Origin of the sequence: Phaeobacter sp. JH204B, from assembly GCF_048055755.1 — a bacterium.
GTDB lineage: Bacteria > Pseudomonadota > Alphaproteobacteria > Rhodobacterales > Rhodobacteraceae > Phaeobacter > Phaeobacter bryozoorum.
Genome location: NZ_JAYMXF010000032.1, coordinates 64,781 through 78,537, shown reverse-complemented (window position 1 = coordinate 78,537; position 13,757 = coordinate 64,781). Strand labels below are relative to the sequence as shown.

At 63.7% G+C, this 13,757-nt stretch carries 9 protein-coding genes; 4 read left to right on the top strand and 5 right to left on the bottom strand.

The features are described 5' to 3' along the window. The first annotated feature begins 1 nt into the window (after position 1). Complete coding sequence (locus tag VXL81_RS18120; protein ID WP_416555511.1) at positions 2-2,242, top strand: molybdopterin cofactor-binding domain-containing protein; 2,241 nt, start codon at positions 2-4, stop codon at positions 2,240-2,242. An 87-nt stretch (positions 2,243-2,329) separates the two neighbouring features. Here VXL81_RS18120 and VXL81_RS18115 read toward each other — a convergent pair whose 3' ends face one another. The 4 genes from VXL81_RS18115 to VXL81_RS18100 form a co-directional block, all read right to left on the bottom strand. Continuing rightward, the gene (locus VXL81_RS18115; protein WP_340545072.1) at positions 2,330-3,109 is read right to left on the bottom strand and encodes a gamma-glutamyl-gamma-aminobutyrate hydrolase family protein; all 780 of its coding nucleotides are present in this window, start codon (positions 3,107-3,109) and stop codon (positions 2,330-2,332) included. Between the two features lie 203 nt (positions 3,110-3,312). Further along, the gene (locus VXL81_RS18110; protein WP_340545071.1) at positions 3,313-3,738 is read right to left on the bottom strand and encodes a GlcG/HbpS family heme-binding protein; all 426 of its coding nucleotides are present in this window, start codon (positions 3,736-3,738) and stop codon (positions 3,313-3,315) included. 66 nt (positions 3,739-3,804) lie between these two features. After that, positions 3,805-5,937, bottom strand: coding sequence for a malate synthase G (locus VXL81_RS18105; protein WP_416555509.1), 2,133 nt, complete (start codon positions 5,935-5,937; stop codon positions 3,805-3,807). A gap of 236 nt (positions 5,938-6,173) precedes the next feature. After that, positions 6,174-6,374 carry a hypothetical protein gene (locus tag VXL81_RS18100; protein WP_340545069.1) on the bottom strand — a complete coding sequence of 67 codons (201 nt, stop codon included), beginning with the start codon at positions 6,372-6,374 and terminating at the stop codon, positions 6,174-6,176. Positions 6,375-6,495: 121 nt separating this feature from the next. Here VXL81_RS18100 and pepN point away from each other — a divergent pair, with 121 nt between their 5' ends. From pepN to VXL81_RS18085, 3 genes are all read left to right on the top strand, one after another. Then, positions 6,496-9,060 (top strand): aminopeptidase N, encoded by a 2,565-nt coding sequence (gene pepN, locus VXL81_RS18095; RefSeq protein WP_416555507.1) that lies wholly within the window; start codon positions 6,496-6,498, stop codon positions 9,058-9,060. 105 nt (positions 9,061-9,165) lie between these two features. After that, positions 9,166-9,642: a hypothetical protein gene (locus tag VXL81_RS18090; protein WP_416555505.1), complete on the top strand. Its 477-nt coding sequence runs from the start codon at positions 9,166-9,168 to the stop codon at positions 9,640-9,642. Positions 9,643-9,819: 177 nt separating this feature from the next. Then, positions 9,820-11,154 carry a hypothetical protein gene (locus VXL81_RS18085; protein WP_416555540.1) on the top strand — a complete coding sequence of 445 codons (1,335 nt, stop codon included), beginning with the start codon at positions 9,820-9,822 and terminating at the stop codon, positions 11,152-11,154. Positions 11,155-11,173: 19 nt separating this feature from the next. Here VXL81_RS18085 and VXL81_RS18080 read toward each other — a convergent pair whose 3' ends face one another. Beyond that, a complete protein-coding gene (locus VXL81_RS18080; protein WP_416555503.1) occupies positions 11,174-13,555 on the bottom strand; it encodes a Tex family protein in 2,382 nt (793 codons plus the stop codon). Positions 13,556-13,757 lie beyond the last annotated feature (202 nt).

The following is a 13,757-nucleotide window of genomic DNA, read 5'->3' as shown; positions in this document are numbered from 1 at the left end:
CATGGCCAGCATTCGCAGAATCGCCCGCCGCAGCTTTCTCATCGGCTCTGCTGCCATCGTAGGTGGCGTCGCCTTTGGCACCTATAAGTACCACCAGCCCGCTCCCAACCCGCTCGACCAGAAGGATGGTCGCGCGGTGCTCAACCCCTTTGTGTTTGTGGATCAATCCGGCGTCACTCTGATTGCGCCCCGGGCGGAGATGGGACAGGGCGTCAAATCCGCCTGGGCCAGTCTGATCGCCGAAGAGCTGGACGTGGATCCGGCCAAGGTCACGGTCCTGCACGGCCCCGCCGCCAAGGCCTATTACAACAGCGCCATGATGTCAGAGGCGCTGCCCGGACGGGGCTATGACAGCTCGCCTCTGCAGCATTCACTGGGCGAAATCGTCGGTCACATGGCCAAGTTCCTTGATCTTCAGGTCACCGGCGGCTCCTCTTCCATGCGCGACGGCTTTGAGCGGATGCGCCATGCGGGCGCCAGCGCCCGCGAGACCCTGAAACAGGCCGCTGCGGAGCCGCTGGCAGTCGGACGCGATCAGCTCGCCACCGAAGATGGTCATGTCATCGCGCCGGATGGCACCCGCCTGCCCTATGGCAGCCTTGCCGTTGCAGCCGCCGCCCTTGACCCTGTCGAGGCGGATCTGCGCCCGGCGTCGAGCTGGCGCCTGATCGGCAAGGATGTGCCCCGCATCGACATGGTTGCCAAATCCACCGGCACCGCAGAATTCGGCGTCGACGTCCGCCTGCCGGGCATGAAATTCGCCGCCATCAAACAAAGCCCGCATTTCGGCGTGGGCAAGACCGCCTTTGACGCCAGCGCAGCCGAAGGCATGGCCGGTGTGGAAAAGGTACTGGATCTTGGCGATGCTGTCGCGGTGGTTGCCAGCAACACCTGGCTCGCGCAGCAGGCCGTGGATGCCATTGACGTAACGTGGGAGGCAGCCCCCTACCCCGAGACAACCGACGCGATTTTTGACGAGATCGCCCGCAGTTTTGACACTGCCCCCAACTCGACCCTGCGCGATGACGGCGATGTGGACGAGCTGCCGGACGGGGCAACCGTGATCGAAGCGGAATATTGCCTGCCCTATCTGGCCCATGCCACGATGGAGCCGATGAACGCGACCGCGCTTTACACCGGGGATGCGCTGCAAATCTGGGCGCCCAATCAGGGGCCAACCGTGGTGCAGAAAAACGCCGCAGCGCTTGCCGGGCTCGATGCCGAGGCGGTTGAGGTCAATACAACCTACCTCGGCGGCGGATTTGGGCGGCGGATTGAAACCGATTATACCGACCGCGCCGTTCAGATCGCATTGCAGATGCCCGACACCCCGGTGCAGCTGACATGGAGCCGCGAGGAAGACATGACCCATGACTTCTACCGCCCAGGCGCCATCGCCCGCTACCGCGCCGCGGTAAAGGACGGCAAGGCGGTGATGGTCCACGGCAAAATCGCCGCGCAATCGACCACCGTCGAAGGCGCCGGCCGGATGCTCGGCCTGCCAATGTCCGGCCCGGACAAGGGGCATGTGGATACCGCCTTCAACCAGCCGCTCGCCATCCCCAATTTCCGCGTCGAAGGCTATCTGGCCAAACCGATGATTCCCGTCGGCTTCTGGCGCTCGGTGGGGGCCTCCTTCAACGGCTTCTTCTCCGATTGTATCATCGACGAAATGGCCCATGCCGCCGGGCGCGATCCGCTGGAATTCAGGCTGGAGCTGGCCCGCGCCGAGTGGGAGCCTGCTGCCAAGGTGCTGGAAACCGTGCGAGACATGTCCGGCTGGACCGGCAAGACAGCCGATGGCATCGGCCGGGGTGTGGCGCTTGCCTATAGTTTCGGCACGCCGGTGGCGCAGGTCATCGAGGTCGCCGACCAGGACGGGCAGATTCGCATGACCAAAGCCTGGATCGCCGCAGATCTGGGCCGTGTCATCGACCCGCAGAACACCCGCGCGCAGATGTTTGGCGGCATGGTCTACGGTCTGTCTGCGGCCTGCTTTGGCGAGATCACCTTTGACGGTGGCGCGGTCCAGCAGCAGAATTTCCCCGACTATGACGCCCTGCGCATGCACACGATGCCCGAGGTGCAGGTCGCGCTGCTGGAAAACCAGCCCCGCATGGGCGGCGCCGGGGAACCCGGCACACCCCCGGCGGCCCCGGCGCTGGCCAATGCGATCTTCGATCTGACCGGCAAACGCGCCCGTCAGCTGCCGCTGATACATGAGTTTGATCTGCTGGTCTGAAAGACCAACGGCACCGCCCTAAAGGCGGTGCCGATTGAGGTGCCTACGGGTAGTCAAAGACCGGATGCCTCAGGCCGATGTCGTGCCTCAGGCCGATTTCCGTTGGGTTGGTCTGCCCGCACCCTCCGCCCAGGCGCGCACCGCGTCACCAAAGGCGGTGAACAAAGGCCGCGACACCGGGTCATTCGCGGCGTCCCACTCTGGATGCCATTGCACCGCAAGGGTAAAACCGGGAGCGTCTTTCACATAGATCGCCTCGGGTGTGCTGTCAGGGGCGGTTCCGTCGATGACGATCCGCTTGCCCGGCACCTTGATCCCCTGCCCATGCAGCGAATTGGTCATCACCTCCGCCGCACCGAACAGACGATGGAAAACGCCGCCTTCACTCAGCTCAACGATGTGGCGCATGGCGAATTTCTCTTCCAGTGTCCCGTCGGGGGGCATCCGGTGGTTCATCCGTCCCGGCAGATCGCGGATTTCCGGGTAAAGCGTGCCACCCATGGCCACATTCACCTCCTGAAAGCCACGACAGATGCCAAGAAACGGCTGCCCCCGCTCGACGCAGGCGCGCACCAGCGGCAGGGTGATGGCATCACGCGCCCGGTCAAAGGCGCCATGGGCATCCGTCTCGGCCTCGCCGTATTCATGCGGGTGCACATTCGGCCGCCCGCCGGTCAATAGAAAGCCATCAAAGCTCTCCAGCAGCTCCTCCACCGTCAGAAACCGGGGATCCGACGGAATCAGCAGTGGCATACAGCCTGCAACCTCGGCCACCGCCTCGGAGTTCATCGTCCCCCCGGCATGGGCGGGGTATTCATCATTGATGAGATAGGAATTGCCAATAATGCCGACTTTGGGGCGTGTCATTCTGTCCTCAGCGGTTTGGGCGCCGGCCCTTCTGTCCATCCTCGGACAGCATCTCCGGATCACCGCAATTCTACAGCCCTGCCGCGGCGGGTTGCAATTCCCCTATGGGGCGCAACCTGCCGCTTTGCTGTAAAAAGCTGTATCTCCGCCGCAGCTTTCGGCAGATCGCGATCGTCTGCCAGCTCGTCAGCGGGCGCCTCGGCTCACGCTTCCCCGGTCAGCCCGGTGGCGCGGATCCCGGCCATCGCCGCCTCGGCGTCATTGTCGGAGGTATCGCCAGTGACCCCCACAGCCCCGATCACAGCACCTGCATCACTGCGCAGCAATACGCCACCGGGGACCGGTACGACCTGCCCGCCGTAGACACCGTTCACGGCTGCCATGAAATAGGCCTGCTGTTCAGCGCGCGCCATCTGCGCAGTGCCAGCCATGCCCAGCATCACCGCGCCATAGGCCTTGCCATGGGCGATGGCAAACCGGCCGGGCGCGGCGCCGTCCTCGCGTTCAAAGGCAAGCACATGTCCGCCCGCGTCCAAGACGACGACAGAGAGCGGTTTCAGCGCCATCTCCCGCCCCTTGGCGCGGGTATGTTCGATGATGCTGCGGGCCTGATCCAGAGTGAGGGTCATGTCTATTGTCCTTGATGTGCACATAAAAAAGGGGCCGGGCAGACCGCCCGACCCCAGTCGTTTTTCTCAGCCCTGCGCCTTCAGCTCCAGGCGGCGGGCGTGCAGCACCGGCTCGGTATAGCCGGAGGGCTGGACGCGACCGCGGAACACCAGATCGCAGGCCGCCTGAAAGGCAACCCCGTCAAATCCGGGTGCCATCGGCGTATAGCTCGGATCACCCGCATTCTGCTGGTCCACAACCGCCGCCATTTTCTGCATCGCGGTCATGACCTGCGCCTCGTCCACCACGCCATGATGCAGCCAGTTGGCCAGTGCCTGGCTGGAAATCCGACAGGTCGCCCGGTCTTCCATCAGCCCCACGTCGTGGATATCGGGCACCTTGGAGCAGCCGACGCCCTGATCAACCCAGCGCACCACATAGCCCAGGATGCCCTGCGCGTTGTTCTCGATCTCTTGCGCGATATCGGCGTCCGACAGGTTCTGACCATCCATCATCGGAATGGTGAGCAGATCCGCAAGGGTTCCGCGCGCACCGGCTGCCTTCAGGCTGTCCTGCACCGCATGGACATCAACATGGTGGTAATGGGTGGCGTGCAGGGTCGCCGCCGTCGGCGACGGCACCCATGCACAGGTCGCGCCGGATTTCGGGTGGCCGATCTTGGCCTCCAGCATCTCGCCCATGCGATCCGGCATCGCCCACATCCCCTTGCCGATCTGCGCCCGACCCTTCAGACCGCAGGCCAGACCGATATCGACATTGCGATCCTCGTAGGAGGCAATCCAGGGGGTCGATTTCATCTCGCCCTTGCGCAGCATCGGGCCTGCTTCCATCGAGGTGTGGATCTCATCGCCGGTCCGATCCAGGAAGCCGGTGTTGATAAAGGCCACACGATGCTTGGCCGCGCGGATACATGCCTTGAGGTTCACCGAGGTGCGGCGTTCCTCATCCATGATACCAATCTTGACCGTGTGGCGCGGCAGGCCCAGCGCGTCTTCGACATGGTCAAAGATCCGGTTGGTAAAGGCGACTTCCTCGGGCCCGTGCATCTTCGGCTTCACCACATAGACCGAACCATGCAGCGAATTGCCGCCCTCCGCCTGGAGGTCGTGCATGGCGCAGAGCACGGTGATCATCGCATCCATGAAGCCTTCGCCCGCCTCACGGCCTTCGCTGTCCAGAACCGCTGGATTGGTCATCAGATGGCCGACGTTGCGCACCAGCAGCAGCGAGCGCCCCTTCAGCCGCAGGTCGGACCCATCCGGCGCGGTGAAGGACAGATCGTCATTCAGCACGCGGGTAAAGGTGGTCCCGCCCTTGCTCACCTCCTCGGAAAGGTCACGCTTCATCAGGCCCAGCCAGTTGGAATAGGCCGTGACCTTGTCCTCACTGTCCACGCAGGCAACGGAGTCTTCGCAATCCATGATGGTCGACAGCGCGGATTCCAGGATGATATCGTTGATCCCCGCCTGATCGCCCTTGCCGATATTGCCCTCGGCATCGACCACGATCACTGCATGCAGCCCGTTGTTTTTTAGCAGGATCCTGCCCGGCGTGGCGGCGGCGCCGTCATAGCCTGCAAACTGCGTCCCATCCTTGAGCGCAGGCACCAGCGCGCCATCCTCAACCGACAGGCCAGTGCAGTCCGACCACGACCCGTCAGCAAGCGGGAAGGTCTGATCGAGGAACCCACGCCCCCATGCGATCACCCGCGCGCCCCGCCCGGCATCATAGCCTTTGCCCTCCGGCAGGTCGCCCATGGCATCCGTGCCGTAAAGCGCATCATACAGGCTGCCCCAGCGCGCATTGGCCGCATTCAGGGCAAATCGCGCGTTGGTGATCGGCACCACCAGCTGCGGCCCCGGAACATTGGCGATTTCATCATCAACATTCTGCGTCTCGATCTCGAAATCATCCCCTTCGGGCAGCAGATAGCCGATCTCGCGCAAAAACGCCTCATAGGCCGCCGCGTCATGGGCCTGGCCCCGGCGCGCGATATGCCAGGCATCAATCTGCCCCTGAAGATCGGCGCGTTTGGCCAGCAATGCGCGATTTTCGTCACCCATGCCGTTGACTAGACCATCCAGACCACCCCAGAAGGCATCTGTCGTGACACCGGTGCCGGGCAGCGCCTTGTCCTCGATGAAGGACACCAGCGTGTCAGCCACCTGCATATCATGACGTTCCTGCATCCCGCTCATGGGGCCATCCTCCTGTTAACTGGGCGTATTACTGCCCCCGATACACCAATAGTTCCGTATCATCAACGTTGGCGGTAATATTAGTTTACCAATTCATGCGAAACTGCTTCAAATAATCTCTACAGATGCACGACAGCGCTGACCGTCTCTCAGACTAGCGACACTCTCCAAACAGAAAAAGCCCGGTAGCGAGCTACCGGGCAAGTCGGGGAGGAATATCAGATTGTCATACAGGGTCAGTCACCGGCGATGGTCGCCTGCACTTCGGCGGCGGTCTGCGGTGCTTCGACCACGTCCTGCTCGCCACCTTTGTTGAAAACCCACAACAGGAAGACGGCGAACATCAAAAGCACCGCAACAACGACGCCCCGAATGCCCAATAGGGCCGGTTTGTGCAGTTTCTCTTCGCGTTCAACATTGGTGTCAGGTGCCGACATGGGCCGCTCCTTTGTCTACAAAATTGCGCGGTTGCTGGCGCGGGGCCGCAGCCGCTGGTACATAGTCTTGGTATAGATACGCTGACGGACCCATCCGGGTTCCATGGAACAGGAAAAAACCATGAAAGATGCCGCGCCCGCCACCGCACCGGAGACGATTTATCTAAAGGATTACAAACCCTTCGGATTTGAGGTGGAGAAGGTCGAGCTGACGTTTCAACTCTCGCCGAATGCCACCCGCGTTCTGAGCAAGATCCGGTTTTCGCCCAAAGCCGAGGCCGCCGATCCCCGGTTCTTCCTGCACGGCGAAGCGCTGAAGCTGATCTCGGCCAAAATCGACGGCGCGCCGGTGACACCCGAGCTGATCGACGGCGGGCTGACCTGCGCCACCCCCGATACCCCCTTCGTCTGGGAGGCCGAGGTGGAAATCGACCCCGCCGCCAATACCGCGCTGGAAGGGCTTTACATGTCCAGCGGCATGTATTGCACCCAATGCGAGGCCGAAGGGTTCCGCAAGATCACCTACTACCCGGACCGCCCGGACGTGATGTCGACGTTCTCGGTGCGGATTGAAGGCGACGCGCCGGTGATGCTGTCGAACGGCAACCCGGTGGGCGCAGGCGAGGGTTGGGCCGAATGGCATGACCCCTGGCCCAAACCGGCCTATCTCTTTGCGCTGGTGGCCGGCGATCTGGTGAACCACCCCGACCGCTTCACCACCAAATCCGGCAAGGATGTCGAGCTGAACATCTGGGTCCGTCCGGGGGATGAGGGCAAATGCGCCTTTGGCATGGAGGCGCTGAAAAAGTCGATGAAATGGGACGAGGACGTCTATGGCCTCGAATATGACCTCGATCTGTTCAACATCGTCGCGGTTGACGACTTCAACATGGGTGCGATGGAAAACAAGGGGCTGAATATCTTCAACTCCTCCTGCGTACTGGCATCACCCGAAACCTCCACGGATGCCAATTTCGAACGGATCGAGGCGATCATCGCCCATGAGTATTTCCACAACTGGACCGGCAACCGCATCACCTGCCGCGACTGGTTCCAGCTCTGCCTCAAGGAAGGGCTGACCGTCTATCGCGACGCCCAGTTCACCGCCGACATGCGATCGGAGCCGGTGAAGCGGATCGAAGACGTCATCGCCCTGCGCGCCCGCCAGTTCCCGGAAGACGGCGGCCCCCTCGCCCATCCGCCGCGCCCGGAACAGTTCCAGGAAATCAACAACTTCTACACTGCCACCGTCTATGAAAAAGGCGCCGAGGTAATCGGCATGCTGAAGCGGCTGGTCGGCGATGAAAACTACTACAAGGCGCTGAAGCTCTATTTCGAGCGCCACGACGGGCAGGCCTGCACCATCGAGGATTGGCTAAAGGTGTTCGAGGACGCAACCGGCCGCGACCTGACCCAATTCAAGCTGTGGTACAGCGAGGCAGGCACGCCGCGGGTAAAAGTGTCCGAGGATTACGCCGACGGCACCTATACCCTGACATTTGAGCAATCGACGCCGCCGACACCCGGCCAACAGAACAAGGCGCCGCGGGTCATTCCGATCGCGGTGGGCCTGTTGTCCCCCAACGGCGACGACCTGCGCGGCACCGAAGTGCTGGAGCTGACCGAAGCCAGACAGAGCTTCACCTTTGACGGCCTCGCCTCGAAACCGGTGCCCTCCATCCTGCGGGAGTTTTCGGCCCCGGTGATCCTGGAGCGCGAGACCACCAACACAGAGCGTGCCTTCCTGCTGGCCCATGACACTGATCCCTTCAACCGCTGGGAGGCCGGCAATCTCCTCGCGACAGAAACCCGCGTCGCCATGGTGACCGATGGCATCGCCCCCGATACGGCCTATCTTGATGCGCTGGTCAAACTGGTGCGCGACGATGCGCTGGACCCCGCCTTCCGCGCGCTGGTTCTGTCTCCCCCCAGCCAGTCGGAAATCGCCCAGACCCTGCACGATCGTGGGGTCACACCCGACCCGCAGAAAATCTACGACGCGGCGGAGACCTTCACCCAGACCCTGGCGCAGCAGCTGGAAACCAGCCTGCCCCGGCTCTATGCCGCCACCACTGTCGATGGCCCTTATCAGCCCGACGCCCATGGCGCGGGCCTGCGGGCGCTCAACGGCCGTATTCTGGCGCTGCTGACCCGTCTCGACGGTGGCGATCAGGCTGCGCGCCAGTATCAGACCGCCGACAACATGACCCAGCAATATGCCGCACTGGCAAGCCTGATGAAGGCGGAGAAAGGCGCGGACCAGAGCCAGGCCTTCTTTGATCAGTGGCAGGACGACCGTCTGGTGATGGATAAATGGTTTGCCCTGCAAGTGGCCTGCGCCGCGCCAGACGCCGCCGCTCGCACGGCCGCAGAGCTGACCCAGCACCCGCTGTTCAGCATGAAGAACCCCAACCGGTTCCGCGCCGTCATGGGCGCGCTTGCCGGCCATCACGCAGGCTTTCACCACGACAGCGGTGCAGGCTATTCCCTGCTGGCGCAGAACCTCATCGCGCTGGACCCGCTGAACCCGCAAACCACCGCACGGATGTGTGCTGCCTTCCAGACCTGGACGCGCTACGACAGCGCGCGTCAGGCGCTGGTCCGGGCCGAGCTGGAGCGCATTCTGGCCACTGACGGGCTGAGCCGGGACACCCATGAAATGGTCAGCCGGATCCTGAAGGGGTGATGCGACAGGCCGCGCAGAAGAGCGGGCCATATCATGGCCCGTTCGCAATCCGCCGCCACTCCTCCGCGCCCCGGCGCGAACCATCTGTCATCGAGGCCCCGCCTCATGGCTGATGCTCCGATGATAGATCCGCCGACGAGCCGCCGGGCAGTCATTCCCGCCTATCGCTACAGCCGGGCCGCCCGCTCGCCACGCCTGCTGCTCGCCCTCGGCCTGTGGGGGGCCGGGATTGCGGCGCTGTCGCTGGCGCTTTCCGTCGCGCTCTGGATCTCGCTGCTGCTGATCTTGCCAATGCTGCCCGGCCTCTGGGAACTCTGGCGCAACCCGACTGCCAGTCTGAAGCTGGATGCAACACGGCTCTGCTGGCGCAATGCCTCCGGCGCCGTAGACCTGCCGATCAATCGGATAAGCCATGTGACGCTCGACCGGCGCTGGGACTTTTCTCACCGCGCCACCGTTCATACGGAGGCGGGCAAGCGGTTGCGCATTCCTCCCGATTGCCTGCCACCGCATCAGATCCTTGAACAGGCCCTCACCGCAGCAGGCCTGCCCGTCAGGCGGCATCACTTCCGCATCTATTGAGCGCGGACCTCCCCAAAACGACGCCCCGCCGCCACACAGGCAAATCTTAACCCGCGTTAACCTGCCACTGGAATATCCCAATCGTCCATCGCAATGGCGCGCGCCCGCCATGATTGCGCCCCAAAGAACAGCCAGTCTGATTGCAGTGATTTCAGCTGCCAGCACGCGGACATGGATATGCTCAACAAAAACACCCCAGCGCGCGACCTTATCAGACAGGTATTTTCAACTCTGCTACCCGGTGAAGGTCGGGCGACCCTCACGCAAAACACAGCGGCGCCCCTCTGCGCTGCCGCCCGCAGCAGGCAGGATCAGGCAACCGCCCCCCGCCGCGCCGCAGACCGCCCGGATCACCCGCCGCAGCAGCTCATCGTGCCGGTCTGCGAGCCGGATCAGGGCGAAAGCGACTGCGCAACGCTTCAGGACAAGGGACAGTTTCTGGCCCGTCAGGACCGCTGGACCGACCTCTCCGCAGAGATCGCAAAAGCCGACAAGGCCCGCCAGAATACGCCGCATGGCCTGCCCGTTGCCGAGCTTCTGGCCCATGGCGCGCGCAGCGATGTGGTCAATGCCGTCGAACATGCGCTCAGCCTTGGCCACGCCGGGGACCGGCGCAAGATGATCGAAGGCGTCATGGGGCTGGAGACGATGTGCGTGGAACACCGCGACGATCCCTATCTGCGCACTCTGGTGGCCCTCGCCCATATCGATGTGGCCTGGATCTGGCGCGGCTATTCCGATGTCCTGTCAATCACCGTGGCCAATGGCCAGCGTTGCGCCGCCCATTTCGACAGGGCAGCCGCCTTGCTGCATCCGCTGGATGGTATTGCCCTCGACAGCCCGTTTATTGCCGCAGCGAAAACCGCGCTGCTCGCCGGGCAACGATCCGCCAGCGCGACGCAGGTGGCGGATGATTTCGCCGCACTCATCGACCTGGACCCCGACAATCACCGCCACATGCGCAGTCTCGGCACCCATATGCTGCCGCGCTGGTTCGGCAGCTACGATGCCCTCGACCTCGAAGCGCGCCGCATTGCCGCCCGTACACAAGAGATCTGGGGCGACGGCGGCTACGCCTGGGTCTATTTCGGCGCCATCGCCTTGGACCCGGAAGCCTGCGCCCGCGTCGACATCGACTTCTTCATGGATGGCTTGCGCGATATAGTCTCACGCCGACCGGATCAGGAAATGATCAACCTGCTGGCCTCTTACTGCGCGGTGGCGCTGCGTTATGTCGAAGAGACCGCAACGACGACCACCGGGCAGCGCGCCGAGATCGCCGGGGCGGCGGATTGGCTGATCCGCGACCACCTGCGCGAAATTCATCCGCTGATCTGGGCCCACGCCGCGCAGCGGTTCGACAACAACCTCCGCATCGCCTCACCGCGCCGGTTTGCCGACCATGGCCGCCGGGACGCGCTGCGCTTCATCGCCGGCCTGTTTCGCAGCGAAATCGAGGCCGGCCAGCGGGTGGAGTTTTCCGCCAAAGGGCTGCGCGTCTCGCCTGATTAGGCGGGCCGCGCAGCATCGCTCAGGTTTTCTTGAACGCATCCAACAGGGCCGCACCCAGCGCGCCCGTGGTTTGGCCAGAGCCTTGACTTGAACCCTGCCCCCTGCCCTGACCACCCTTCGGGCCAGCGGACATCTGGCGCTTGCCGCCGCCCGAATGCCCACCGGGCTTGCCACCACGCTGCGGAGCTGCGCCCTTGGCCGGGCCGCGAGCATTGCGCTCCTCTTTGGCTGAGGCACCGCCGTCCTTCTTCATAGTGAGGGCGATGCGCTTTCGCGGCACATCCACCTCGGTGACAGTGACCTTGACCACCTGTCCTGTCTTCACCACCTCATGCGGGTCTTTCACGAAGCGGTCGGCCAGCTGGCTCACGTGCACCAGCCCATCCTGATGCACCCCAATGTCTACAAAGGCGCCAAAACCCGCGACATTGGTGACCGTGCCTTCCAGCACCATGCCGGGTTTCAGGTCGGTGATCGTCTCCACCCCATCCTTGAAGGACGCCGTCACAAAAGACGGGCGCGGGTCACGGCCCGGTTTCTCCAGTTCCGCAAAGATATCCCGAACCGTCGGCAGGCCCACGTCGCCGCCCACAAAATCCTCTGCCCGCAAGGATTTAAGCGCCGCACCATCGCCCATGATCTGGCGGATATCACGGCCGCAGGCCACCACGATCTTGCGCGCTACATCATAGCTTTCGGGGTGAACTGAGGACGCATCCAGCGGCTCCTTGCCATCGCGGATCCGCAGGAATCCCGCGCATTGCTCAAATGCCTTGGGGCCAAGCCGCGCGACCTTCAGCAGCTGCTTGCGCGAGTTGAACGCGCCGTTCATGTCACGATGCGCCACAATCGCCTCCGCCAGGCCGGGACCAAGCCCCGAGACATGGCTCAGCAGCGGCGCCGATGCCATGTTGAGGTCCACCCCCACGGCGTTCACCACATCCTCGATCACCGCCTCGAGCGATTTCGACAGTTTGTGCTGGTCCACATCATGCTGGTACTGGCCAACGCCGATGCTTTTCGGTTCGATCTTCACCAGTTCCGCCAGCGGATCCTGGAGGCGGCGGGCAATCGAGACCGCACCGCGCAAGGAGACATCCAGATCCGGGAACTCCCGCGCCGCCAGCTCAGAGGCGGAATAGACCGAGGCACCAGCCTCAGACACCACCACCTTGGTCGGCGCCTTCACCTTGGCCGGCAGGTGTTGCAGCACCTCCGCCACCATCCGCTCGGTCTCGCGGCTGGCGGTCCCGTTGCCAATGGCGATCAGCTCAACGCCATGTTCGGCAATCAGCTTCACAATCGACACCTGCGCCCCGCGCAGATCGTTCTTCGGCTGGAACGGGTACAACGTCTCGGTGGCCACCAGTTTTCCGGTTGCGTCAACCACCGCCGCCTTGACGCCGGTGCGAATGCCCGGATCCAGCCCGAGAGTCGGCCGCGCACCGGCTGGCGCGGCAAACAACAGATCCTTCAGATTGCGGGCAAAAACCTGAATCGCATCCTCCTGCGCCCGGCCGCGCAGATCGCCCATCAGCTCCAGCATCATCGAGAGCGACAGCTTCACCCGCCAGCACCAGCCCGCGACCTTGCGCAGCCAGACATCTCCCGGCCCGTTGCCGCCCGCGCCCAGCACCGCCGCCACCATCGCCTCGGCGCGCGCCACGCCTTCCTCCGGCTCCGGCCCGACGTCCAGCGTCAGCACGCCCTCGTTTGATCCCCGCAGCATCGCCAGCGCCCGGTGCGAGGGCACATCCGCCCAGCGTTCGGAATGCGCGAAATAGTCGGAGAATTTCGCCCCCTCCTGCTCCTTGCCCTCGACCACCTTGGCGGTGAGCACCGCCTCCTTCTGCAGGAACTCCCGCAGCCTGCCCAAAAGGGTCGCATTCTCCGTCAGCCGTTCGGTCAGGATATCCCGCGCGCCGTTCAGCGCGTCCTTCACCGTCACGACCGCCTCGGTAACATAGCCTTCGGCCAGCGCCTCCGGGTCGGTGCTGCGGTCGGCCAGAATGGCATCCGCCAGCGGCTCCAGCCCGTTCTCCTTGGCGATCATCGCCTTGGTGCGCCGCTTCGGCTTGTAGGGCAGATAGATATCCTCCAGCTGCGCTTTGGTCTCCGCCTTGGCAATCGAGGCGGCCAGATCGTCGGTCAGCTTGTCCTGCCCCTTGATCGAGTCAAGGATGGCGGCGCGGCGCTTTTCCAGCTCACGCAGATAGTCCAGACGCTCCGCCAGCGTGCGCAGCTGGGTGTCATCCAGCCCGCCCGTGGCCTCCTTCCGGTAGCGCGCGACAAAGGGCACTGTGGCGCCTTCATCCAGCAGCGCAACGGCGGCACTCACCTGTTTGGCGGCGGCGCCGATTTCCGTGGCAATGGTCTGGCTGATGCGGGCGGATGTGTCCAAGGCGGCCTCCTGAAAATTCTGCTCGGGCTGCCAGTACTAGCCCTGCCGGAACGTCTCGCCAAGAGGCTGAATCAGCCCCGAGCGAACCATTGCGAAGGGCAGAGTCCGTCCCGAGGGTGGGCGTGAAGCGCCCGCCCATGGGCGCGGGACGGGCGCTTCCCGGACCTGCGGCCCATGCAAAAGGGCAAATCAATGTACCATT

Excerpts from the sequence above, each read along its gene's own strand:
- VXL81_RS18120 (WP_416555511.1), top strand. The coding sequence starts at position 2 with ATGGCCAGCATTCGCAGAATCGCCCGCCGCAGCTTTCTCATCGGCTCT.
- VXL81_RS18115 (WP_340545072.1), bottom strand. The coding sequence starts at position 3,109 with ATGACACGCCCCAAAGTCGGCATTATTGGCAATTCCTATCTCATCAAT.
- VXL81_RS18110 (WP_340545071.1), bottom strand. The coding sequence starts at position 3,738 with ATGACCCTCACTCTGGATCAGGCCCGCAGCATCATCGAACATACCCGC.
- VXL81_RS18105 (WP_416555509.1), bottom strand. The coding sequence starts at position 5,937 with ATGAGCGGGATGCAGGAACGTCATGATATGCAGGTGGCTGACACGCTG.
- VXL81_RS18100 (WP_340545069.1), bottom strand. The coding sequence starts at position 6,374 with ATGTCGGCACCTGACACCAATGTTGAACGCGAAGAGAAACTGCACAAA.
- pepN (WP_416555507.1), top strand. The coding sequence starts at position 6,496 with ATGAAAGATGCCGCGCCCGCCACCGCACCGGAGACGATTTATCTAAAG.
- VXL81_RS18090 (WP_416555505.1), top strand. The coding sequence starts at position 9,166 with ATGGCTGATGCTCCGATGATAGATCCGCCGACGAGCCGCCGGGCAGTC.
- VXL81_RS18085 (WP_416555540.1), top strand. The coding sequence starts at position 9,820 with ATGCTCAACAAAAACACCCCAGCGCGCGACCTTATCAGACAGGTATTT.